Annotated in this window: 20 protein-coding genes and 1 pseudogene; 9 read left to right on the forward strand and 12 right to left on the reverse strand. The window is 70.8% G+C overall.

Annotation, left to right across the window (positions count from 1 at the left end; translation table 11 throughout):
• Positions 1–15: 15 nt before the first annotated feature.
• Complete coding sequence (locus ACZ7L9_RS10330) at positions 16–684, reverse strand: hypothetical protein (RefSeq protein ID WP_471414172.1); 669 nt, start codon at positions 682–684, stop codon at positions 16–18.
• A 150-nt stretch (positions 685–834) separates the two neighbouring features.
• Between ACZ7L9_RS10330 and ACZ7L9_RS10335 the strand changes: the two genes are divergently transcribed.
• The gene (locus tag ACZ7L9_RS10335) at positions 835–1,374 is read left to right on the forward strand and encodes a hypothetical protein (RefSeq protein WP_471414174.1); all 540 of its coding nucleotides are present in this window, start codon (positions 835–837) and stop codon (positions 1,372–1,374) included.
• A 3-nt stretch (positions 1,375–1,377) separates the two neighbouring features.
• Here ACZ7L9_RS10335 and ACZ7L9_RS10340 read toward each other — a convergent pair whose 3' ends face one another.
• The 3 genes from ACZ7L9_RS10340 to ACZ7L9_RS10350 are packed head-to-tail and all read right to left on the reverse strand — an operon-like array spanning position 1,378 to position 3,756.
• On the reverse strand, positions 1,378–2,151 hold the full coding sequence (locus tag ACZ7L9_RS10340; protein WP_471414175.1) for an enoyl-CoA hydratase/isomerase family protein: 774 nt from the start codon (positions 2,149–2,151) through the stop codon (positions 1,378–1,380).
• 6 nt (positions 2,152–2,157) lie between these two features.
• A complete protein-coding gene (locus ACZ7L9_RS10345; RefSeq protein ID WP_471414176.1) occupies positions 2,158–2,598 on the reverse strand; it encodes a Zn-ribbon domain-containing OB-fold protein in 441 nt (146 codons plus the stop codon).
• A 9-nt stretch (positions 2,599–2,607) separates the two neighbouring features.
• Complete coding sequence (locus tag ACZ7L9_RS10350; RefSeq protein WP_471414661.1) at positions 2,608–3,756, reverse strand: lipid-transfer protein; 1,149 nt, start codon at positions 3,754–3,756, stop codon at positions 2,608–2,610.
• A gap of 92 nt (positions 3,757–3,848) precedes the next feature.
• Here ACZ7L9_RS10350 and ACZ7L9_RS10355 point away from each other — a divergent pair, with 92 nt between their 5' ends.
• Positions 3,849–5,411 (forward strand): FadD3 family acyl-CoA ligase, encoded by a 1,563-nt coding sequence (locus ACZ7L9_RS10355; protein WP_471414177.1) that lies wholly within the window; start codon positions 3,849–3,851, stop codon positions 5,409–5,411.
• A 158-nt stretch (positions 5,412–5,569) separates the two neighbouring features.
• Here the strand turns inward: ACZ7L9_RS10355 and ACZ7L9_RS10360 are convergent, their stop codons facing one another.
• Both ACZ7L9_RS10360 and afsR read right to left on the reverse strand, forming a co-directional pair.
• Complete coding sequence (locus tag ACZ7L9_RS10360; RefSeq protein WP_471414179.1) at positions 5,570–5,782, reverse strand: hypothetical protein; 213 nt, start codon at positions 5,780–5,782, stop codon at positions 5,570–5,572.
• A gap of 219 nt (positions 5,783–6,001) precedes the next feature.
• Positions 6,002–8,959, reverse strand: a complete 2,958-nt coding sequence (gene afsR / locus ACZ7L9_RS10365; RefSeq protein WP_471414180.1) for an SARP-family global regulator AfsR — start codon at positions 8,957–8,959, stop codon at positions 6,002–6,004.
• A gap of 263 nt (positions 8,960–9,222) precedes the next feature.
• Between afsR and ACZ7L9_RS10370 the strand changes: the two genes are divergently transcribed.
• Entirely contained in the window at positions 9,223–10,455 is a 1,233-nt protein-coding gene (locus ACZ7L9_RS10370) for an amidohydrolase family protein (protein ID WP_471414182.1), read from the forward strand.
• Between the two features lie 150 nt (positions 10,456–10,605).
• Here ACZ7L9_RS10370 and ACZ7L9_RS10375 read toward each other — a convergent pair whose 3' ends face one another.
• Positions 10,606–10,809: a cold-shock protein gene (locus ACZ7L9_RS10375; RefSeq protein WP_003967102.1), complete on the reverse strand. Its 204-nt coding sequence runs from the start codon at positions 10,807–10,809 to the stop codon at positions 10,606–10,608.
• A gap of 379 nt (positions 10,810–11,188) precedes the next feature.
• Here ACZ7L9_RS10375 and ACZ7L9_RS10380 point away from each other — a divergent pair, with 379 nt between their 5' ends.
• The 4 genes from ACZ7L9_RS10380 (at position 11,189) to ACZ7L9_RS10395 (ending at position 16,474) form a co-directional block, all read left to right on the forward strand.
• A complete protein-coding gene (locus ACZ7L9_RS10380) occupies positions 11,189–12,067 on the forward strand; it encodes a menaquinone biosynthetic enzyme MqnA/MqnD family protein (protein WP_471414183.1) in 879 nt (292 codons plus the stop codon).
• 416 nt (positions 12,068–12,483) lie between these two features.
• Entirely contained in the window at positions 12,484–14,340 is a 1,857-nt protein-coding gene (locus tag ACZ7L9_RS10385; protein ID WP_471414184.1) for a serine/threonine-protein kinase, read from the forward strand.
• A gap of 72 nt (positions 14,341–14,412) precedes the next feature.
• Positions 14,413–15,612 carry a cyclic dehypoxanthinyl futalosine synthase gene (gene mqnC, locus ACZ7L9_RS10390; protein ID WP_093894616.1) on the forward strand — a complete coding sequence of 400 codons (1,200 nt, stop codon included), beginning with the start codon at positions 14,413–14,415 and terminating at the stop codon, positions 15,610–15,612.
• A gap of 208 nt (positions 15,613–15,820) precedes the next feature.
• A complete protein-coding gene (locus tag ACZ7L9_RS10395) occupies positions 15,821–16,474 on the forward strand; it encodes an imidazolonepropionase-like domain-containing protein (protein ID WP_471414187.1) in 654 nt (217 codons plus the stop codon).
• A gap of 61 nt (positions 16,475–16,535) precedes the next feature.
• Here ACZ7L9_RS10395 and ACZ7L9_RS10400 read toward each other — a convergent pair whose 3' ends face one another.
• The 3 genes from ACZ7L9_RS10400 to ACZ7L9_RS10410 are packed head-to-tail and all read right to left on the reverse strand — an operon-like array spanning position 16,536 to position 18,955.
• Positions 16,536–17,495, reverse strand: a complete 960-nt coding sequence (locus tag ACZ7L9_RS10400; RefSeq protein ID WP_471414188.1) for a DUF3152 domain-containing protein — start codon at positions 17,493–17,495, stop codon at positions 16,536–16,538.
• Complete coding sequence (locus ACZ7L9_RS10405; protein ID WP_471414190.1) at positions 17,485–18,435, reverse strand: hypothetical protein; 951 nt, start codon at positions 18,433–18,435, stop codon at positions 17,485–17,487. The genes ACZ7L9_RS10400 and ACZ7L9_RS10405 overlap by 11 nt, the downstream gene beginning before the upstream one ends.
• 10 nt (positions 18,436–18,445) lie before the next feature.
• On the reverse strand, positions 18,446–18,955 hold the full coding sequence (locus ACZ7L9_RS10410) for a SigE family RNA polymerase sigma factor (RefSeq protein ID WP_471414662.1): 510 nt from the start codon (positions 18,953–18,955) through the stop codon (positions 18,446–18,448).
• Positions 18,956–19,102: 147 nt separating this feature from the next.
• On the opposite strand from ACZ7L9_RS10410, the gene ACZ7L9_RS10415 reads away from it, so the two are divergent.
• Both ACZ7L9_RS10415 and ACZ7L9_RS10420 read left to right on the forward strand, forming a co-directional pair.
• Positions 19,103–19,795, forward strand: coding sequence for a demethylmenaquinone methyltransferase (locus ACZ7L9_RS10415; RefSeq protein ID WP_471414191.1), 693 nt, complete (start codon positions 19,103–19,105; stop codon positions 19,793–19,795).
• A 195-nt stretch (positions 19,796–19,990) separates the two neighbouring features.
• Positions 19,991–21,274 carry a geranylgeranyl reductase family protein gene (locus ACZ7L9_RS10420; RefSeq protein ID WP_471414192.1) on the forward strand — a complete coding sequence of 428 codons (1,284 nt, stop codon included), beginning with the start codon at positions 19,991–19,993 and terminating at the stop codon, positions 21,272–21,274.
• Between the two features lie 36 nt (positions 21,275–21,310).
• Here the strand turns inward: ACZ7L9_RS10420 and ACZ7L9_RS10425 are convergent.
• Positions 21,311–21,424, reverse strand: a pseudogene (locus ACZ7L9_RS10425) (IS5/IS1182 family transposase); the annotation flags it as partial.
• A gap of 232 nt (positions 21,425–21,656) precedes the next feature.
• Complete coding sequence (locus ACZ7L9_RS10430; RefSeq protein ID WP_471414193.1) at positions 21,657–22,880, reverse strand: MraY family glycosyltransferase; 1,224 nt, start codon at positions 22,878–22,880, stop codon at positions 21,657–21,659.
• Positions 22,881–23,205 lie beyond the last annotated feature (325 nt).

Below are 23,205 nucleotides of genomic sequence, written 5' to 3' on the forward strand. Positions count from 1 at the left end.
CCTGTCGACAGGCTCTCAGGGGCGCGGCGGCCGGTGCGTGTCAGGGCCCTCGTCCGGCACGGAGGGGTACGGAGCCGTGGCCTCCGGCCGGCCCTCCGTCTGCCGGCCCTCCGCGGGCGGCCCCGTGTACAGGTCCGGCTCGGGCTCCGGCAACGGACTCGTCTGCACGGAAGGCCCCGGCTCCTGCGTCGGCGGCCACGTGTCCGGGTTCTCCGAACCGGGCGCGGCGTACGGCTGGGCACGGCCCTGGTGGGCAGGCCGCCGCCCGCCACCGCGTCGTCCCGACATCACCGACGCGCCCAGCAGCATCAGCACCGCGCCCACCGTCGCCTCCGCCACTCCCCACCGCAGCCCGGAACCGTCGCCCGAGACCGTCAGGCTGCCCACCGCCTCCCCCTGGCGCACCATCCACAGCACGGTGAACCCGAGCGCCACCACACCCGCGGCCGCCACCAGCAGCCGCGACCGCAGCACGACGCCGACCACCGTCAGCAGAGCGGCGAAGAGGAAGACGAGCAGGATCGAACCCAGCGGTCCGGGCCGGCTGCCGGTGATACCGGTGAACAGCTGGTCGATCCGGTAATGACGCCCGAGACGGCCGTCGTACCAGTGACGGAAGGGGCTCAGCACGGCGGCCGCCGCTCCCAGGAGAGCGAGGAAGGAGCCGAGGACGTTGCGGGTCATCATCGGCCTCCTGCGTGTGCGCGGACGGGCGTCACGAGTCTGTACCGCTACCGCCCCCGACGCTACGCCCGGCCCCTGACCCCCGCATCCCTGCGCTACGGTGTCGCGCGGTCGTTCGACAACAGCAACAGCCAAAGGGGGGCTGCATCGATGATGCGGCAGCACATAAAGCTTTCCGCGGTACTGGTCGTGGTGGTACTCGCACTCACCGGCTTCTCGACCTCCAGCCACGGCGGCCGAAGCGGTAAGAGCAGGGGATCGAGCGGCAGCGGCGGCGGCTGCTCCAACTCCGAGAAGAGCAACGGTGGTTACCACCACAGCGACTACGACGACAACGACGACTACGGTTCGTCGAGCGGCTCGTCCTCCGGCAACCACGCGACGCCGCCCCCGAGCCTCACCGCCGCCGAGGAACCCCAGGTGTCAGTCATCCGCTGCGCCCGGCCCCGCAAGGGCAAGCGCAAGGCCGTCACCTTCTCCACCGTCCGGCTCACGGCGAACGCCGCCGGCTCGCACACCTACGAAGTCGATGTGCAGTTCCTCGACGTGCTGGGCAACCTCGTCACCACGGGTGATGCGGACGTGGACGCCGAGGGCGGCGAGACCACGACCGTCACCGTGCGGATGGAGAGCCCGAGCAAGGTCTCCGAGGTGGCGAAGTGCAAGGTCGACGCCGAGCTGAGCCACTGACCCTCACCGTGTCCTGAACCCGTCGCGGCCCCGCCCCCGGAACAGCTCGGCCTGCCGCTCCGGCGCCAGGTTCCCGAGCGCGATCAGGTGCGGGGCGTGCGCCATGGCCTGCGCCCTGGCCGCCTCCTTCGCGGACCACACCGCCCGAACCGTCCCCTGCACCCCCTCCGTCGGGTACGAGGCGATCACCGCCGCCGCCCGCAGCGCCGCCGCCACGGCGCCGCCGGGCGTCGTCACCTCACTGACCAGCCCGGTCTCGTACGCCCGCCGGGCCGTGACCCGTTCGGCCGTACCCATCAGGGACATCCGGGCCACCTCGCCGAACGGCATCCGCTGCGCCATGGAGATCGCCTCGTACGCGCTGACCATGCCGTACGTGGTGTGCGGGTCGAAGAACGTCGCCTCCTCGGACGCGATGACGAACTCCGCCTCGCCCAGCAGATAGAACGCCCCGCCGCAGGCCATCCCCTCCACGGCCGCGATCACCGGCTTCCACAGGTCGTTCGCCTTCGGCCCGATCGCGATCAGCGGATCGTCGATCGTGTACGGGGACGAGGGCTGCGGCACCGCCACGCCCCGGTCGATCCCGGTACAGAAGGCCCGGCCGCCCGCACCGGTGACGACGACGGCCCGCACCGCGTCGTCGAAGCGGAACGCCCGCCAGGCGGCGGCCAGTTCGGCGGCCGTCGCCAGGTCGATCGCATTGTGCTTCTCGGGCCGGTCGAGGGTGACGAGCGCGACCCCGGTCTCCTTGTCCGTCTCCGTCCGCAGCACCATCGCCGGTCACCTCTCCAGCAGCCAGCGCACCAGCGTCACCCCGGACCCGGACGGGCAGAACACCGCCCGCACCGGCGCCCCGATCCGCAGCCGCCCCGGATCGACCGAGTCCAGCGGGGCATCCGGACCGCTCACCACGTTCCCGACCAACCTGATCTCGGGGGCGTCGGCCAGCTCGACCACCACGGCGTTGTACGGGGCCTGTGCGGCGTACGCGGGCAGCAGCGGCGGGTGCGGCAGCACGTACGACCAGATGCGGCCACGTCCGCTCATCGCCCGCCACTCGCTCGCGAAGGACTGACAGCGCGGGCAGCACGGCCGGGGCGGGAAGCGGAGCCGTCCGCACTCCCGGGCTGCGCACGCCTGGACGCGGAGTTCGCCGCGGGCCGCGTACTCCCAGAAGGGGGCGCCGTCCTCGTCCACGACGGGCATCAGCAGAGCATCCATGTCGGCTCCTCAACTCCTCAGCAGTACGGCGGAGGTGGGCACACCTTCCCCGGCGGTGACCAGGCACGTACCGGCGTCCGGGACCTGGGCGGTGGAGACGCCGCGCAGCTGCTTCACGCCCTCGTTGATCAGGTTGAAGCCGTGCACGTACGCCTCGCTGAGCCCGCCGCCACCGGTATTGATCGGCAGCCGCCCGCCGCTCTCCAGCGCCCCGCCCTCGGTGAACGCGGCGCCCTCGCCGCGCCCGCAGAAGCCGTAACCCTCCAGCGAGAGCGGAATGAGCGGGGTGAACGCGTCATAGATCTGGGCGACGTCCACGTCGTCGGGGCCGAAGTCGGCCTGCTTCCACAGCTGCCGGGCGGCTGTCCAGGCGGGGCCGCTGAGCGGGTCGTCGTTCCAGTAATTGACCATGCCGTGGTGCTGGGCGGGCAGCCCCTGGGCGACGGAGTGGATGTAGACGGGCTTCTGCCGGCAGTCGCGGGCCCGCTCCGCCGAGACGATCACGCAGGCCAGCGCGCCGTCCGTCTCCAGGCAGTTGTCGAAGAGGCAGAGCGGCTCGCTGATCCAGCGCGAGGTCATATACATGTCGCGGGTCAGTGGCCGCTCGTACATCACCGCGTCCGGGTTCTGGTTGGCGCGGTTGCGGCAGGCGAGGGCGACGTTGAAGAGATGGTCGCGGGTCGCCCCGTACTCATGCATGTACCGCCGCGCCAGCATCCCGATCTCGTCGGCCGGCCGCAGCAGTCCGTACGGCCGGGTCCACTGGGCGGGGGTGGGCAGTTGCACGACGGTGTTCTTCCAGGGCCGGGGCCCCGATCCCCGCTTCCGCGACCGCCAGGCGACACCGACACTCGCCTGCCCGGTCGCCACGGCCGCGGCGAGATGCGCGATCGTCGCGCACGAACCCCCGCCTCCGTACCCCACCTTGCTGAAGAAGGTGACATCGCCCGCACCGATGGCCTTGGCGATCTCGACCTCGTCGGTCTCCTCCATCGTGTACGAGGCGAAGGCGTCCACCTCCGAGGCGGCGATGCCCGCGTCGTCGAGTGCCGCGACGATGGCCCGGCAGGCCAGTGTCTTCTCGGATTCGGGCAGTTGTTTCGCGAAGGCCGTCTGTCCTATGCCGGCTATCGCTGTCACGTCCTTGAGCGCCGCCACTGCCACCTCCGAGGCCGTCGTCACTGCTGACAGCGGCTGAGGCTACAGCTAATCTGACGGATAGTCAGCTACTGTGTCAGGGAGGGCGAGCGATGCGCGGCGACGAGGAATGGGGCAGCATCCCGAAGCTGGTACGGGCGGCGGCGCGGCGGTACGGGGACCGGGAGGCGGTCGTCGAGGGCCGGACCCGGATCTCGTACGCCGAACTCGGCGACCGCGTCGAACGGGCCGCCGCCGCGTGCATGGCCTCGGGCGTCGAGCCCGGCGACCGGGTCGCCGTCTGGGCGCCGAACACGCTGGACTGGATCGTCTCCGCGCTCGGGGCGGTCACGGCGGGCGCAGTCCTGGTCCCCCTCAACACCCGCTTCAAGGGCACGGAGGCGGCGTACATCCTGCAGCGCAGCCGGGCGAAGCTGCTCTTCATCACCGGCACGTTCCTGGGCACGTCGTACGTGGCGTCGCTGCGCCGGGCGGAGGTGGAACTCCCGAACCTGGAACGGGTGGTGGTGCTGGCGGACGCTGCCCCCGAGTCCTACATCACCTGGAAGGACTTCCTGGCGACGGGGGAGCGGATATCGCCTGCCGCGGTACGGGAACGGGCCGACGCGGTCGCCTCCTCATCCCCGTCCGACATCATCTACACCTCCGGCACCACGGGCCGCCCCAAGGGCGCTGTCATCACCCACGCCCAGACCCTGCGCTGCTACGAGATCTGGAGCGAGCTGGCGGGCCTGCGCGAGGGAGACCGCTATCTGATTGTGAACCCGTTCTTCCACACCTTCGGCTACAAGGCGGGCATCATCGCGTGCCTGATGCGGGGCGCGACGATGATCCCGCAGCCGGTGTTCAACGTGGACACGGTCCTCGCGAACATCGCTGCCGAACGCATCTCGGTCCTCCCCGGCCCGCCCACCCTCCACCAGTCGCTCCTGGACCACCCGGCGCGGGCGACGCACGACCTCTCCGCCCTGCGCCTGGTCGTCACGGGCGCGGCGGTCGTCCCCCTGCGGCTGGTGGAACGCCTGCACACGGAGCTGGGCATCGAGACGGTCCTTACGGCGTACGGCCTCTCCGAGGCGAGCGGCATCGTCACGATGTGCCGCCGCGGCGACCGGCCCGACGTGATCTCCTCCACCTCGGGCCGCGCGATCCCCGGTACGGAGGTCCGCGTCCTGGCGGCCCCCGGCACCCCCGGCGAGGTCCTGGTCCGCGGCTTCCACGTGATGCGGGGCTACTTCGAGGACCCCGCCACCACGGCCACCGCCATCACCCCGGACGGCTGGCTCCACACGGGAGACGTAGGCATCCTCGACGAGGCGGGCAACCTGCGCATCACGGACCGGATCAAGGACATGTTCATCGTCGGCGGCTTCAACGCGTACCCGGCCGAGATCGAACAGCTCCTGGGCCTGCACCCGGACGTGGCGGACGTGGCGGTGATCGGCATCCCGGACCCGAGACTCGGCGAGGTCGGCAAGGCGTACGCGGTCCGCCGGGCGGGCGCCACACTGACGGCGGACGACCTGATCGCCTGGGCCCGGCGCGAGATGGCGAACTACAAGGTGCCGAGGGCGGTGGAGTTCGTGGGGGAGCTGCCGCGCAACGCGAGCGGCAAGGTGGTGAAGGGGGAGCTGCGGGGGCGGACAGGGGCCTGACGGCTCAGGGTGAGCCGGGGCTTCGGACCGGCAGCCCCAGGGACTGTGCGGATTCGACGAGGCGCTTGTCGTACGCGACGAAGGCGCGCGGGGACATGCAGCGGCCGCGACGGCTCCCCCTCCGCGCCGCCGCGGCCGCTCCCCCGTCCAGTGAGGCTTTAGGCCGTCTCGGAGCCTGCGTGGTTCTCCTGCGTCTTGAGAAGGTCCTTCGGCGTGCTGCCGGCGTGGTTCTCCAAAGTCGTGATGTCTTCGCTCACGCTGCCTGCGTGGTTCTCCAGCGGCTTGACGGTGCCGTCACCGCTGCCCGGGCTCCCCGCGTGGTTCTCCTGCGTGGCTGCGGTACCAGTCTTGGGCTTCAGTGCGTCGCTCATGCCTGTCAACTCCCAGAGGTCTTGCTGCTTGATCGGCAATGCCCGTCCGGCGACTCCCCCGTGGGCCGCCGGACGGGCGTATCAGGGCCGTTTACCCTAGCGGTACGGCCCCCCGTGCAACCCGCCTGCCCCCCGACGCGACGGATCGATGGGCTAAAGACTGACGAGTGGCGATAAACAATCGATGAACGCCGACGGTTCTCTGTCAGTGACAGTGCCTCAGGCAGTAGCGACCGGGGTGAGAAGGGCCCGCACTTCGTCCGCCTCAGCGGCTCCGAAATGTTCGTGGATGGCCAGTGCCTCGGTCCAGCATGCATGGGCCCGGTCGATCTGACCGAGGCGTTCGAGGGCGTGTCCCAGAGTAATCAGGACGTTGCCCCGCATCCATTCGCCTCCGATGACACGCAGGGCCAGTGCCTGTTCCGCATGCTGAGCCGCCTGCGCGGGACGCCTGTCGGTCAGATGAGCCTCCGCCATGCGGTAGTGGGTTGAGCCTTCCCAGAGCCGCTGGCGGTTCCCCTGGAACACGTGCAGCGCTTCGTTGAGCTCCTCCAGGGCCTCGGCCGACCTTCCGGCCTGAGTGAGTGCGATGCCCAGCGCGAAGCGACCGTTGGCCGAGCGGAGGCTCAGCCCCATTTCGTCGAAGATGGCTGTGCCCCGCTGGGCGAGCTCGACCGCGCTTGCCGTGCGGTTCATGTTCACGTGGATACGCGAGAGGTTGCACAGCGCCGATGCCTCGCCGACCAGGTTTCCGTCCGCGCGGTAGTTGTCTATCGCCTCCTGCAGGAATTTCTCGCCCTCCGCGTGCCGGCCTTGGTAGAACGCGATGATGCCGCGGTCGTTGGGTGCCCAGCACGCGGGGATCGGGTCCTTGGTGCTCTCGGCCAGCGCCATCGCGTGCAGGGCTTCCTCGTCGGCCAGGGTGAAACGGCCCGAGACGAGGTAGACGGTGGACAGAGAAGCGCGGGCCCGCGCCTCGCAGCGGGGGTCGCCGGCGGCCTTCGCCGCGTCGCGCAGGGCCGCGCCCGTGGTCTCGTACTGACGCGAGTTCGCTCCTGACTCCGCCAGGTCCTTTGCCGCGCACAGCAGGTCGACGGCCCGCCGCAGCATTCCGCTCGAAGCGCTCTGATGGGCACAGGCAAGCAGCGAATCGGCCTCGCTGTACAGCCAGTCCACCGCTTCGTGCCCGTCGATGAATTCGAGCCCCGGGTGCTCGGTGGCCACCAGGTGGGCGACAGCGCGATCCCCCGGCCGCTCCAGCGCATACACCCCCGCCGCCGTCGCCAGATAGAAGTCCAGCAGCCGCGACAGCGCCAACTCCCGCTCCTCCGGCGGCTGTTCGTCCCGTTCCGCGCAGGAACGCGCGTAGAGGCGCACCAAGTCGTGGTAGCGGTAGCGGCCCGGAGCCGCGGACTCCAGGAGACTGGTGTCGACCAGGGCCTCCAGCAGGTCTTCCGCCGCGTGGGTTTCCAGGTTCAGCAGGGCTGCCGCCGCGGCCAGGGAGATGTCGGGGCCGTCGGCGAGGCCGAGGAGGCGGAAGGCGCGGGCCTGGGCGGGTTCCAGCTGGCCGTAGCCGAGTTCGAAGGTCGCCTTCACCGCGAGGTCGCCGGCCTGGAGTTCGTCCAGGCGGCGGCGTTCGTCGGCGAGTTTGGCGGCCAGGACCGAGACCGTCCAGGTGCGGCGGGAGGCCAGGCGGGAGGCGGCGATGCGGATGGCCAGGGGGAGGAAGCCGCAGGCGGCGACCACGTCGAGGGCGGCCTCGCGCTCGGAGTTGATGCGCTCCTCGCCCACGATGCGGGTGAAGAGCTGGAGCGCCTCCTCCGGCGACATCACATCCAGGTCGACCAGGTGGGCGCCGGCCAGGTCGACCATGCGGACGCGGCTGGTGACCAGGGCCGCGCAGCCTGCGGTGCCGGGCAGGAGGGGGCGGATCTGGGCCGCGTCGTGGGCGTTGTCGAGGAGGACCAGGACGCGGCGGCCGTCGAGCGTGGAGCGGTAGAGCGCGGCGCGCTCGTCCAGGGAGTCGGGGATCGCCGAGTCCGCCGTGCCCAGGGCGCGCAGGAACGCGCCGAGGACCGTCTCCGGCTCTGCCGCCCGAGCGCCGGCGCCCTGGAGGTCCACGTACAGCTGGCCGTCCGGGAAGTGCTGGCGTGCCTGGTGGGCGACGTGCACGGCGAGGGTCGTCTTGCCGACGCCACCGATGCCGGCCAGCGCCGAGACGGCCATGACCGAACCCTCGGCGGTCGCCAGCCGGTCGCCCAGCTCGCGTACGAAGGAGACGCGGCCGGTGAAGTCCGGGACCGTGGCGGGGAGCTGGGCGGGGCGGACGGGCGCGGGGGCCGGGGCCGGTTCGTCGGCCGGACGGGCCAGCTCCTCGTCGGCCCGCAGGATGCGCTGCTGGAGCTGGGAGAGCTCGGGGCGCGGGTCGACGCCCAGTTCGTCGGCGAGCAGCCGGCGGGTGTCCGCGTACACCGCGAGCGCCTCCGCCTGGCGGCCGCTGCGGTACAGGGCGATCATGAGGAGTTCGCGCAGCCGTTCACGCAGCGGGTGCGCGGCGGTCAGCGCGGTCAGTTCGGAGACCGCCTCCGCGTGGCAGCCGACCTCCAGGTCCAGATCCAGGCGGGTCTCGGTGAGCTGGAGCCGCCACTCCTCCAGCCGGGTGCGCTGATACTCGGCGTACGGGCCGGGCACGGAGGCCAGGGCCTCGCCGTCCCACAGGCCGAGCGCCTTGTTGAACAGCGTGCGGGCCTGGGCGCGGTCGCAGACGGCACGGGCCTTCTCCGCCTCGGCCGCCAGTTCCTGGGCCACGGTCAGGTCGAGGGCGTCGCGCCTGGTCCGGATCGCGTATCCACCGGCGTCGCTGACCAGCGTCTGCGGGTCGAGGACCTTCCGGAGCCGGGAGGCGTACGTGCGTACCGCGGCGAGCGCCTGCGAGGGCGGGTCCTCGCCCCAGATGGCGTCGATGAGTTCGGCGGCGGTGGCGGTGCGGCCGCCGCGCAGGAGCAGCGCCGTCAGCAGGGCGCGCTGCTGCGGTGAACCGGACGGCAGCGCCTCGCCGCCCCGCCATGCCCGTACCGGGCCGAGCACGGAGAAGCGCAGATCGGCCCCGTCGGCCGACCCCTGTTGCGGAGCTCGCTGCTCCGGAACATGCATGCGCGGCCCGTGGTCACGGTCCATTGCTGCCCCCTGCCCTGCTCGCCCCGCCGGTCCTGCCGATCACGCTGATGCTGTCTGCTTCGGATTGCCCGCCCATGTGCCGGTCGGGTACGGGTGAATCCGGATTGTTCGGTACCGCTGGTATCGCGCTCAACAGTCTGCCTTGTCAGGGGCGGAAACGTCAGCAGTGGGTGACTGTCTGCACAAGCCCTCGACAACGATTGCTGAACCCGGGCCGGTAAAGATAGCTGACGATGCGTCAGATCAGCGCTACCGTGGGAGGCATGGAGACCTTCCCGGAGATCATCTCGGTGGACGACCACACGGTGGAGCCCCCTCATGTCTGGCGGGACCGGCTCCCGTCCAAGTACCTGGACCGCGGCCCGCGGATCGTCCGCGCACCGCTCAAGGAAATGACCTTCATGGGCGGCAAGTTCGCGCCCGTGATGGGTGCGAAGGGCGACGACGGGCCGATCGGCGACTGGTGGGTGTACGAGGACCTGCACCGCCCGCTGACCCGGCTCGACACCTCGGTCGGCTACGACCGGGACGAGATCAAGCTCGAGGTCATCACGTACGAGCAGATGCGACGGGGTTCCTTCTCGGTTCCCGACCGGCTGGCCGACATGGACGTCAACCATGTCCAGTCCGCCCTCTGCTTCCCCACCTTCCCCCGCTTCTGCGGCCAGACCTTCACCGAAGCGAAGGACCGCGAGCTGGGGCTGCTCGGGGTGCGGGCGTACAACGACTGGATGGTGGAGGAGTGGTGCGGGCCCGAGGCGCGGGGCCGGCTCATCCCGCTCACCCTGATCCCGCTCTGGGACGCGCGGCTGGCCGCGGACGAGGTCCGGCGGAACGCGGCGCGCGGCGTACGCGCGGTGGCGTTCTCCGAGATACCGCCGCATCTCGGCCTGCCGTCCATTCACACGGACGAGTGGGATCCGTTCCTGCGGGCCTGTGACGAGACGGGCACGGTGATCGCGATGCACATCGGCTCGTCCTCGAAGATGCCGTCCACCTCGGCCGACGCGCCGCCCGCCGTCGGCTCCACCATCACCTTCGCCAACTGCTGCTTCTCGATGGTCGACTGGCTGATGAGCGGCAAGTTCGAACGGTTCCCGAACCTCCGGATCATGTACGCGGAGGGCCAGATCGGCTGGATTCCGTACATCCTGGAACGCGCCGACGTGGTCTGGGAGGAGAACCGGGCCTGGGGCGGCGTCGCCGACAAGGTCCACCGTCCGCCGTCGGAGCTGTTCGCCGAGCACGTCTACGGCTGCTTCTTCGACGACGCCTTCGGGCTGAAGAACCTGGACGCGATCGGCGTCGGGAACGTCCTGTACGAGACGGACTACCCGCACTCCGACTCCACCTGGCCCAAGTCCCGCGAGGTCGGTGAGGCACAGATGGGGCACCTGGACCCGGACGTGGTGGACCGGATCGTGCGCCGCAACGCGATCGATCTGCTGGGGCTGACGGACGACGGGCTGTGGGCAGGGCCCGGGGGAGGACGGTAGGTGGTGGAAAAGAACGTGAAAGCAACGTGACACCCCGGGCGCCGCATCGCCCGCCTCCCGGAAAAGGGCAGGAGCCCCGTTCCCCGCCGAAGCGGAGGAGCGGGGCTCCTTGGGTACTGCTAGCCGGCCGCGATCGGCCGACCCGGGCAACTAGGCCGGGGTGACGTTCTCAGCCTGCGGACCCTTGGGTCCCTGAGTGACGTCGAAGTTCACGACCTGGTTCTCCTCGAGGGAGCGGAACCCGGACGCGTTGATCGCGGAGTAGTGAACGAAGACATCCGGGCCGCCGCCGTCCTGGGCGATGAAGCCGAAGCCCTTTTCAGCGTTGAACCACTTGACGGTTCCGGTAGCCATAAGCCCTCCTTGGGCCAAAGGGTTGCCCTGCTCCAGAACCTGCAAACAAGTCTGAAAACTACAAAAGCCTGCGGGTTACATGCTCCGCAGGCTCTGTACTGCAAGGGAAACCAAACTGCAACTTGCGTCGAGCCTAGCACGCAGCATGCAGGGAAGGGTAGAGGGAATGATCACTTCACCCGGATGTTTGATTGCCGCGCCGATGACCGCATGAAGTGGGTGTCCCGGAGGGTGTCGCGAGGGGTGTCGTGAACGGCTCGCGGAGGTGCCTTCGAGGGGGTACGGGCAAGGCTTCGGCGCCGTTCCCCGGGGGTGGGATCCCGTGACGCCACGCGTACCCGGTGCCACCCGGGCAGCACCACGGGTCTAGCCTCGCGATGTGGACAATTCAACCGTCTCAACCGTCGCAGGCGACGACCGTCGCAGCAGGCCGCGCGTCGGCCACATCCAGTTCCTGAACTGCCTCCCGCTGTACTGGGGACTGGCGAGGACCGGAACCCTGCTCGACCTGGAGCTCTCGAAGGACACCCCGGAGAAGCTCAGTGAGCAGCTGGTCAGGGGCGATCTGGACATCGGCCCCGTCACGCTGGTCGAGTTCCTCCGCAACGCCGACGACCTGGTCGCCTTCCCGGACATCGCGGTGGGCTGCGACGGGCCCGTCATGTCGTGCGTGATCGTGTCGCAGGTGCCGCTGGACCAGCTGGACCGGGCCCGGGTGGCGCTCGGTTCCACCTCGCGCACCTCCGTGCGTCTGGCCCAGCTGCTGCTCGCCGAGCGGTACGGGGTCAGTCCGGACTACTACACCTGCCCACCGGACCTCGGCGTGATGATGCAGGAGGCGGACGCCGCCGTGCTGATCGGCGACGCCGCGCTGCGCGCCAACCTGCACGACGCGCCCCGGCTCGGCCTCCAGGTCCACGACCTGGGGCAGATGTGGAAGGAGTGGACCGGGCTCCCCTTCGTCTTCGCGGTCTGGGCGGCCCGCAAGGACTACCTGGCAGCCGAGCCCCACTGTGTGAGCCAGGTGCACGAGGCCTTCCTGGCCTCGCGGGACGTCTCCCTGGAGGAGGTCACCAAGGTCGCGGAGCAGGCGGCGCGCTGGGAGGCCTTCGACGCGGAGGTGCTGGAGCGGTACTTCACGACCCTGGACTTCCGCTTCGGCCCGGACCAGCTGGCCGGCGTACAGGAGTTCGCACGCCGGGTCGGTCCGACGACCGGCTTCCCGGCGGACGTGAAGGTCGAGCTGCTCGGCGGCTGACGGGACGAGGGGCGCGGGAGGGGGCGGGGCGGGCGCAGGGTGTGCCGGACACGGGAATGGGCCGGGATATAGGTGAATCCCGTACCTCCGGGGCGGATATCGCTTCCCCCCTTCTCGCCTGTCCTTCTCCGGGCCCTTCTCCCACCCCTTCCGACGGTCCGGTTCCTCCGGCCCGGCTATCGAATCGATTCGGGTTAATACGCGTCGAATAGTCGATTCCCGGACGGTGTCCGGGGTGAGTCCACATCGTGTACCGGAATCGCTCGGGTGAACGACACATTCACGCCTTTTGTTGTGTCGAAAGCCGTCGTTCGTTCCCTTAGGGGGGAAATCGGCGGATGGTTTCCCCTGTGACCCGATGACCTTCGCCCCTAGGCTTCGGTCGGAGGTCCGGCCGGTCCACAGGGGGAGTCCATATGCAGCCGCTGGAAGCCGGCGAACCGCTGACCATCGGTGCCTACCGATTGCTCGGCAGGCTTGGTGCGGGCGGCATGGGCCGGGTCTATCTGGGGCGCAGCGCGGGCGGACGTACCGTCGCGGTAAAGGTCGTGCATCCCCATTTCGCTCTCGACGAGCAGTTCCGGGCCCGCTTCCGGCGGGAAGTGGACGCTGCTCGGCGAATCGGTGCGCAGTGGACGGCGCCCGTCCTGGACGCCGACCCGGACGCGCCCATTCCGTGGGTCGCCACAGGCTACGTGGCCGGGCCGCCGCTGTCCGCCGCGGTCGTCGAGCACGGGCCGCTGCCCGACCACGCGGTACGGGCGCTGGGCGCCGGTCTGGGGGAGGCTCTGGCGGCGGTGCACGCGCAGGGCCTCATCCACCGTGATGTGAAGCCGTCCAACGTACTGCTCACCCTCGACGGCCCCCGGCTCATCGACTTCGGCATCGCCCACGCCATCGGTGCCACCGCCTCCCTCACCTCCACCGGGGTCACGGTCGGCTCGCCCGGCTACATGGCACCGGAGCAGATCCGGGGCTTGGACATCTCGGGCGCGGCCGACGTCTTCTCGCTCGGCGCGGTGCTCGCGTACGCGGCAACGGGTACCGCCCCCTTCCTCGGCGATTCCTCCGCCGTACTGCTCTACAAGGTGGTGCACGAGGAGCCGGAGCTCGGGGAGTTGGACGGGGAGCTGCGGGACATCGTCGCCGGGTGCCTGGCGAAGGAGCCGGAGGACCGGCCGACCCCGACGGAGCTGGCCCGGCGGCTGGCGCCGGGCGGGGCGGCGGGGCTGGTGGCGGCGGGCTGGCTGCCCGGCCCGCTCGTGCGCGAGGTCAGCCGGGCGGCGGTCGCGCTTCTGGACCTGGAGCCGCAGGACGCGCCGGTGCAGTCGGGGCCGGTGCCGTTCAGCAGTGCGGCGTGGGGTGCCAACGGTGCCGGTGGTGCCATCGGTGCGGATGGCGCCCATGGTCCCGACGGGGGGAATGGCGCGAACGGTCCGGGTGGTGCGGGCGGTGGGTTCGGCCCGCCGGTCGAGCCGGCCCGGTCGCAGGAACCGACCCGGCCTCCCCGGCCGGCCGGGCCGCCCTCGTGGCCCGCGAGCGCCGGTACGGCCGAGCCGGCCGGGCCGTCGGGAAGCCCCGGGCCGGCCGGGCCGACCGGGCCACGTGCGTCCGACCCCCACTTCTCCGTAACCGTCGGCGCGGACTCCGGCCCGGCCCGCGCCGCTGCGAACCGTGGCCGCCGGCTGAGCTGCACCGTCGCCCTCGCCGTGGCGGGCGCGCTCGCCGCCGTGACCGTGGGCAGTGCGTACCTGTTCGATCTGATGCCGGGCGGCGGCGGGGACAGTGCCGAGAACGGCGGCGCCGGCCACACCCTGCCCGCCGCCACGCCCTCCACGGAACCCTCGCGGCCTTCGGACTCGGGCACGGGTGGCACAGGTGGCGCGGGCCAGGTCACCGAGCTCCCGAAGGAGTTCATCGGTACGTGGAAGGGCCCGCTCACCGAGAAGACCAGCAGGCAGTCCCACGGCACGCTCACCGCCGTGTTCACCGCCGGAAAGAAGGGCACGGACGTGGTCCGCATGACCACGGAGGTCTCCGCTCTCGGACTGACCGTCCGCTGCAACAGCGTCGCCCGCCTCTCCTCAGGCACGGAGAAGGAACTGACGCTCCGTGAACGCGCCGATCCCGAGCGCCCCGGCGACCCGACCTTCTGCACGTCCACCTCCACCGACGTCCACTTCACGCGGGCCGCCGACGGGACCCTCCGCTTCCGGTCCGAGGAGAGGGGCGCGGGACTCCCCTACGGCACGCTCAGCCGGTCCGGCAGCTGACGCCGACGGGGGCTGGCGTAGGGTGAACCGGTCCGTAGATCCGTTGAAAAACCGCCGAAAGGTGACAGCCCGGTGACCGAGAAGGCCGACCTCCAGCCCATCCTCGACCGAGCCGCCGAGGGCGGTCGGATCACTCCGGAGGAGGCCCTCGACCTCTACCGGTCGGCGCCCCTGCACGCACTGGGCGCGGCCGCCGACGCCGTACGCCGCCGCCGTTACGCCGGTACGGAGCACATCGCGACGTACATCATCGAGCGCAACATCAACTACACGAACGTGTGTGTCACGGCCTGCAAGTTCTGCGCCTTCTACGCCGCACCCAAGGACACCGCCAAGGGCTGGTCCCGCGATCTCGACGACATCCTGCGCCGCTGCGCGGAGACCGTCGAACTCGGTGGTACGCAGATCATGTTCCAGGGCGGACACCACCCGGACTACGGCGTCGAGTACTACGAGGAGCACTTCTCCGCCATCAAGAAGGCGTTCCCGCAGCTGGTCATCCACTCGCTGGGCGCCTCCGAGGTCGAGCACATGGCCCGGATCTCCAAGGTTTCCGTGGAGGAGGCCATCCAGCGCATCCACGCCGCCGGTCTCGACTCCTTCGCGGGGGCGGGCGCCGAGCTGCTGCCGGCCCGGCCGCGCAAGGCGATCGCCCCGCTCAAGGAGTCCGGCGAGCGCTGGCTGGAGATCATGGAGGCCGCGCACCGCCTCGGCGTCGAATCCACCTCCACCATGCTGATGGGCACCGGCGAGACCAACGCCGAGCGCATCGAGCACCTCCGGATGATCCGTGACGTGCAGGACCGCACGGGCGGCTTCCGCGCGTTCATCCCGTACACGTACCAGCCGGAGAACAACCACCTGAAGGGCCGGACGCAGGCGACGCTCTTCGAGTACCTGCGGATGATCGCCATCGCCCGGATCTTCCTGGACAACGTCGCGCACATCCAGGGCTCCTGGCTGACCACCGGCAAGGAGGTCGGCCAGCTGTCGCTGCACTACGGCGCCGACGACCTCGGTTCGATCATGCTGGAGGAGAACGTCGTCTCCTCGGCCGGTGCCAAGCACCGCTCCAACCGGCTCGAAATCATCGACCTCATCCGCAAGGCGGGCCGCGTACCGGCGCAGCGCGCCACGACGTACGAGCACCTCGTCGTGCACGACGACCCGGCGAACGACCCGGTCGACGAGCGGGTGGTCTCGCACATCTCGTCCACGGCGATCGAGGGCGGCACGGCACACCCGGAGCTGAAGCTCCTCAACGCCAACTGAGACCGACCGGCACATGGGGGGGTGGGAGTAGGAGCGGGGCTGGGTGCGTGCAGCTGCAAGGCGGAGGACTGAGGCAGATGGGGTCTCCCCTGCTCGAGCGCAGCCGAGAGCTTGGGGAAGGAGCCATGGTGATTGACGACAACGCGGCAGATGTGCGTGCCCAGCCCCGCGACGCCGCCCCCCATGTGCCGGTCGGTCTGAGGCCGCTTTGCTGACAGTTCACGCCGCGCCACTGGTGCTTCCGGTCGGCGCGGCGCCCATCGCGCGGGGCGCGGTCGCCGTGGAGGGCGACCGGATCGTCGGCCTCGGACCGTACGACGAGGTCGTCGCCGCCCACCCGGCGGCCCGGGTCCGCACCTGGCCGGGCGTCATCACACCGGGACTGCGGCAGTGGCACGGGCTGTGGCTGCTCACCCGCTGCTACCACCCCGACCCGCGGGAGGCGGACGCGCTCGGCGACCAGCCGCTGTGGGGCGAGGAATTCGAGCGGCTGGCCGCCGGGATGGACGCGACGCGGCGGGCGGGCAGCGTACGGCGCGGGCTGCAGCAGATGCTGCGGTACGGCACTACACACCTCGCGGGCCGCTTCCACGACCCGGCCGTCCGCACCGCCGTGGCCCGCTCGGGTCTGACGGAGGTCTCGGTCGTCGGCGCCCCCGGAATCCTGGTCGGCGAACCGAGCCTGGACCCGTTCGTGGAGGGTTACGACCTGCCCGGTTCCGTGCACGGCCCGCTCACCATCGGCTCCCGCGCCGACCTCGCCGTCTTCGATGTCCCGGACGAGGACGCGCTGAACGCGTCGGGGGCCGGACCGTGCGTCGCCACGGTGCTGGGCGGGCGGCTGGTGTACCGGCGGCGTTAGACGCGCGCCCGACCGTCCTGGACATGTGTCCGGCCCCGGCATGGACAGGGCGTCAGCGCTGTCACGGGACGGACGGGCCGCGCAGGTACGTTCCCGCGGACGTGTACGGCCACGCGTTGGCGACGCACCCCTTCAGCCCGTCGATCTGCTGCATCATCGCGGGCGCGCGGCGCCCGGGCCCCGGGCAGGTCTCATGGCCGTGGCCCAGCCAGTGGCCGACCTCGTGGTTGATGATCAGCGCCCGGTACTCGCCGAGCGGGCCGTCGAACTGCGGCGACCCCCGCATCCACCGCTTCAGGTTCACCACGACCGTGGTGCCGACGCGGCAGTTGACCTCGCCGTGGGTGTTCAGCCCGTACGCCCCGCAGAGCCGGTCGACGGTGTCCGGTGTCGCGATCCGGATCACCAGACCGGCCGGGCCCGAGACCTGCTGGAACGCGTCGCGCCCCGTGCGGGTCCAGCCGCGCGGGTCGGCCAACACCTCGGAGACCGCGGCCGCGGCGGGACGCGTGGCCAGACCGGCGCCCCGCTCCACCTCGACGCGGTAGCGGTGGACCGTGCCGGTGCCCCGGCTGCCGGTGTGCGCCGGGGCAGCGGTGACGAACGTACCGGAGCCGTGCACGGGCACGGACCCGGACGGGATCCGGGACTCGTCCGCCCGCTTTCCCGGCTCGGGCTTCTTCTCCGCCGTGCGCCCCTTCCCGGCGCCGGTATCGGCGTCGGTGTCGGCGTCGTCGGCCGAGGCGGAGGGGCGCGGACTGCCGGGCGTGGAATGGGAGCCGGGCTCGGCGCCCGGCCCCGGGGACGACGACACCGCCAACCGGTCCGACGGTGTGCCCGCCGACGCCGACGCCCCTTCACCGCCACCCCACGCCCCCCACACCAGCGCTCCGCAGAGCAGCAGTGCACCCGGCACCAGCACGGCGCCCGTCACCCGTATCCGGGCTTTCCGGCGGCGGGCCCGCCGGACCGCACCGCGACCGCGGCCACGCGCCCGGCGGCCCCGCTCCTCACCCACCATGGACGGTCTCCTGCTTCGGCTCCATCGGGAACGCTTCGGCGTAACGCACCAGGTGCAGGAAGCGGGCGTCCCGAGCGAGGTGGAGCAGCTGGTCGGCGGTGACCGGCGCCGAGACCATGGCGGAGTCGTCGCCGTCGGCCGAGAGGACGACGGCGCTGTCCTTGAACGTGAAGCGGACGCTGACGCCGACGATGTCCTTCCCGTCCTTCGAGCTTCCGGTCGCGGTGACGACGCGGGCCACGATCCCGTCCAGCAGGGTCGCCTCCTCGCACCGGTACTTCTTCTCCGGGTCGTACGAGCAAGGCTCCTGCACCGGCCTGCCGGACGGGCCGTCCGACGGGCCACCGGTGGGGCGTACGGAGAAGACGACGGGGAAGACATGGCCCCCGGACCCGCCCTGATACCGGCTGACGTCCAGATCGACCGGGCGTACCTTGCCGAACGCCGGAGGCAACAGCTCGTCCAGCACGGCCGCCGCCTGCTGCTGGAACTCCTCCTGCCGCCCGCGCTCGGGCGCGGGCAGGTCGGCCATGGACGACTCGCCCGGAGTGGGTTTGATGTGGACGGGCGTACGTGACGGCCCGGTGAGCGAGGGGACCGGCATCGGGAAGCCGGGCGCGGACCCGGGGGGTACGGGGGACGGGGTCCCGTGACCCATGCTCGGTACGGGCGAGGACGCCCCGACCTGCGCGGTGCCCTCGCCCGCACCGGCGCCCGTGCCCCAGGACGGCAGCGTTGCGCCGAGCACTCCGAGCGCCACCACTCCCACCACCCCGCCACCGATCGCCGCCCGCGCCCTGGAGCGGCGCCTGCGGCCCACGGCCAGGGCGACCGGCACCAGGTCCGGCAGCGGCGGCGCCCCCTCGGCCGCCTCCGCCATGGCCTCCCTGATCAGTCGGTCCTCGCTCTCCTGCGGCACGCTTTCCGGAAAGATGTCCATGACGTTCTCCTCAGCTGCGGGTGGTGTAGAGGCGCGGGTCGCCCAGCCGCGTACGCAGCGTGGCGAGCGAGCGTGAGCACTGGCTCTTGACGGTGGACTCGCTGCAGCGCAGCAGCTCGGCGACCGTCTGCACGGCCAGGTCCTCCCAGTAGCGCAGGACGACCATCGCCCGGGCGCGGGGTGGCAGTTCGGCCAGCGCGGTCAGCAGCGTCACCGTCAGCTCGGGGCCCACCGAGGGGGCCGGGGCATCGACATGGCTGTGGGCCAGGAAGTCGCGGAGCCTGCGCCGGCGCTCGGCGAGATACGTCCGGGTGAGGACGGTGCGCGCATAGGCGGCGGGATGGTCGGCCGCGCTCGCCCGGTGCCAGTGCTGGAAGAGCTTGGCCAGCGTCGTCTGGGTCAGGTCGCGGGCGCTCTCCGCATCGCCGCACAGCAGATATGCGGTCCGGTACAGACGCCGTTGGTTCGCCCGGGCGAACTCCTCGAATCCGATGAGGTCCCGACTGCCGACTGCGGTCATCTGTCCCCCTCTCCGGGGTCTCGGTGGTCTCTCACGCCTGTACTGAGTTGTGCCGCGGCCAAAAGGTTGAAGGCGAGTTCGGGGACGTTCCGGCGCCGACGCACGACCGGCGCGAGGCGGCGCCGACCGGGCTGCTTGAATGGACGGGTGACCCGAGCATCCCTGGACAAACAGCCGCACGAAGTCGCCTCGATGTTCGACGACGTGGCGGCGAACTACGACCTCACCAACGATGTGCTGTCGCTCGGCCAGGCCCGGCTGTGGCGCAAGGAGGTCGCGAAGGCGGTGCATGCCCGACCTGCGGAGAAGGTCCTCGACCTGGCCGCGGGCACGGCGACGTCCTCGCTGCCGTTCGCCGCGACGGGCGCGTACGTCGTGCCCTGCGACTTCTCCATCGGCATGCTTCAGGAGGGCAAGAAGCGCCACTCCTGGCTGCCCTTCACCGCGGGTGACGCCACCCGGCTGCCGTTCCGCGACGAGACCTTCGACGCGGTGACGATCTCCTTCGGACTGCGCAACGTCCAGGACACGGATGCGGCGCTGCGCGAGCTGTACCGGGTGACGAAGCCGGGAGGCCGCGTGGTGATCTGCGAGTTCTCGCAGCCGACCTGGACGCCGTTCCGCACGGTCTACACCGAGTACCTGATGCGGGCGCTGCCGCCGGTCGCGCGCGCGGTGTCGTCCAACCCCGACGCGTACGTCTACCTCGCCGAGTCCATCCGTGCCTGGCCCGACCAGGCCGGACTCGCGGCGAAGCTTCAGCAGGCCGGCTGGTCGAAGGTCGCCTGGCGCAATCTCACCGGCGGTGTGGTGGCGCTGCACCGGGGCGTACGTCCCTGAAGCAGCGCGCCGGTGCCGCCCGTTGACGGGAGACCGGGAGGTGGGGCCGGCCGGTCCCGTGCTCCCGCCCGCAACTGTACGGAGGGCCCGGCCGACATCGGGGAGCCCTTCGGAAGGCTGCCCGGCGGGCCCCCATAGACTGCATGGGACAGGTGCCGCGCGGCACGCGATTTCGAGTCTTCGGGAGATCCGACCGTGACCGAGCCCCTCTCCGAACACAGCGCGGATGTGATCGTCGTCGGGGCAGGCCCGGCCGGCTCCACGACCGCGTACTACCTCGCCAAGGCCGGACTGGACGTCCTGCTCCTGGAGAAGACCGCCTTCCCCCGGGAGAAGGTCTGCGGCGACGGCCTCACCCCGCGCGCCACCAAGCAGCTCGTCTCCATGGGCATCGACATCTCCGAAGAGGCCGGCTGGCTGCGCAACAAGGGCCTGCGCATCATCGGCGGCGGCGTCCGCCTCCAACTGGACTGGCCGGATCTCGCCTCGTACCCGGACTACGGACTGGTCCGCAAGCGCGACGACTTCGACGAGCAGCTGGCCCGCCAGGCGCAGAAGGCGGGCGCGCGGCTGTACGAGCGCTGCAATGTCGGCGCCCCGATCGTCGACGACCGTACCGGCCGCATCACCGGCGTCAACGCGAAGCTCGGTGAGGAGAAGACCCCGGTCACCTTCCACGCCCCGCTCGTCGTCGCCGCCGACGGCAACTCCACCCGGCTGTCGCTCGCGATGGGCCTGCACCGCCGCGAGGACCGCCCGATGGGGGTGGCCGTGCGTACGTACTTCACCTCGCCCCGCCACGACGACGACTACCTGGAGTCCTGGCTGGAGCTGTGGGACCGCCGAGGCCCCCAGGACCGGCTCCTGCCCGGCTACGGCTGGATCTTCGGCATGGGCGACGGCACGTCCAACGTCGGTCTCGGCATCCTCGACTCCTCGTCCGCCTTCAGGGAGTTGGACTGGCGCGAGGTTCTCAAGGCGTGGTGCGCGTCCATGCCGGAGGACTGGGGCTACACCCCGGAGAACATGACGATGCCGATCCGCGGCGCCGCCCTTCCGATGGCCTTCAACCGCCAGCCGCACTACACCAAGGGCCTGTTGCTCGTCGGCGATGCGGGCGGCATGGTCAACCCGTTCAACGGCGAAGGCATCGCGTACGCCATGGAATCGGGTCAGATCGCCGCGGACGTCATCGTCCAGGCTCACGCCCGCGCGACCCCGGCCCAGCGCGAACTGGCGCTCACCAACTACCCGAAGGTGCTCAAGGAGACCTACGGCGGCTACTACACGCTGGGCCGGGCCTTCGTGAAGCTGATCGGCAACCCGAAGGTCATGAAGGTCGCCACCCAGCGCGGTCTGACGCATCCGCTGCTGATGAAGTTCACCCTGAAGATGCTCGCCAATCTGACCGACCCGACGGGCGGCGACGCGATGGACCGGATCATCAACGGTCTGTCGAAGGTGGCCCCGAAGGCCTGAGCCGGTGACCGGCCGGTGGAGGGCGACTTGTTGCCCGGCATCGGCGCCGCCGCGGCGCAGCGTCGTGACCAGCTTGCCGAACGTGCGTGGGCTCAGCCCAGTGAATGGGAGATACCAGGACGGCTCCGACGCCGTGATCACACCAGCCACGCGTTGATCATTCCATTGGTGGACCCGGGCTTCTGGGCGTGGGGATCGCCAAGTATGGGCCCGTCGTGGCATTGCGTCAGTCCAGAACGCTGCCGTGACCGAGAAGGCGGAAGACACGGAGAGGGAGCGCGCGTTCCTGGCGTGCGCGACGGAGGTGGCGCGCCTCCTCGGGATCGGCGTCGATCGACGTGCCCGAGCGGTCCCCGGGGTTCTTCACCGCGCCGGCCGCCGGTCAGCCGTCCCGGTGACCGGCGTCCACGCGTGTGCGGTGGTCGTCGGGCCCGGTGCGCTTTCCGCCGGTGGCGACCACGCGGCCCCCGGACCTGCGCGGCCGTACCCGGCCCAGAAGGCGGGCAAGGCCGGATTCGTAGCGTGGCTGGAGCAGCAGAAGCAGGCCCAGTCCGCAGACGAACGCGACCCCGAAGAGCATCCAGGACTTGGCGCCCCGCGCCGAGTAGGCCACGATCCCGAACGAGAACAGCGCCGACCAGAAGTACATGAGCAGCACGGCCCGGCGGTGCGAGTGGCCGAGCTGGAGCAGGCGGTGGTGGAGGTGCCCCTTGTCGGCGGAGAAGGGGGACCGTCCGTTCCACGTACGCCTGACGACGGCGAGCACGAGGTCCGCGACCGGCAGCGCGATGACTGACAGCGGAAGCAGCAGCGGAATGTAGACCGGCACCATCGCGGCCGACCCGGACGTACCGTCGACGGTCTGCTTGAGGAGGCTCGGATCGACCTCGCCCGTGACAGAGATGGCGCACCCGGCGATGAGCAGCCCGAGCAGCATGGAGCCGGAGTCCCCCATGAAGATCCGGGCCGGGTGCGAGTTGTGCACCAGGAAGCCGAGGCACATGCCTGCGAGGATCACGGAGATCAGTGTGGTGGAGGCGGCGGCCTCGATGCCGTAGCCGTACCAGAGCCGATACGCGTAGAGGAAGAACGCCGTCGCCGCGATACCCACCGTCCCGGCGGCCAGTCCGTCGAGCCCGTCGACGAAGTTGACCGCGTTGATGGTGAAGACGATCAGCCCCACGGTCAGCAGGGTGCCCTGCCAGTCGGAGAGGTAGAAGCCGTCGGTGCCCGGCACCGGCAGCCAGAGGATCGTCAGGCCCTGGAACGCCATCACGCCGGCGGCCAGCAGTTGCCCGCCGAGCTTGACCAGCGAATCGAGCTCCCATTTGTCGTCGAGCACCCCCAGCAGCCAGATCAGCGCTGCCCCGGACAGCAGCGCGCGGGGCGTGGAGCTCTGGGTGAAGATCTCTTCCAGGTGGGGCAGGTGGGAGGCCACGAGGTATCCGGCCAGCAGCCCGCCGAACATGGCGATGCCGCCGAGGCGCGGGGTCGGCTCGCGGTGGACGTCGCGCGCCCGGATTTCCGGCGCCGCTCCGATCGCGATGGCGAACTTGCGGACCGGTCCGGTCAGGAGATGGGTCACTGCCGCCGTGATGAACAGCATGAGCAAGTAGTCCCGCACGGGCGGCCCTCACATCCCGGCCCAGCAGCAGGCCGATACCTGAACAGTTTCTTCCGGTTCCTCCGGGGCCGCTGCTCAGGGTTGGACGGGGCCGGTGGCGAGTCCGGCGCGGCGGTACTTGAAGGCCGGACCCCGGTCGAGGCCCCTCACTGCGCCCCGGCGAGCCTAACCCATGCGGATTCCGGAACGACGGGGTGTGGGGCGGCCGGGGGCTTCTCCTTGTGAACGCTCTCGCCGCCCGGTGGGGGACCGCCTCGTACGGGGCGGGTTCGCCGCACTCGAAGACGGTGTGGTTCACCCTCGCCGC

It is taken from the genome of Streptomyces sp. NPDC111516, from assembly GCF_055635345.1.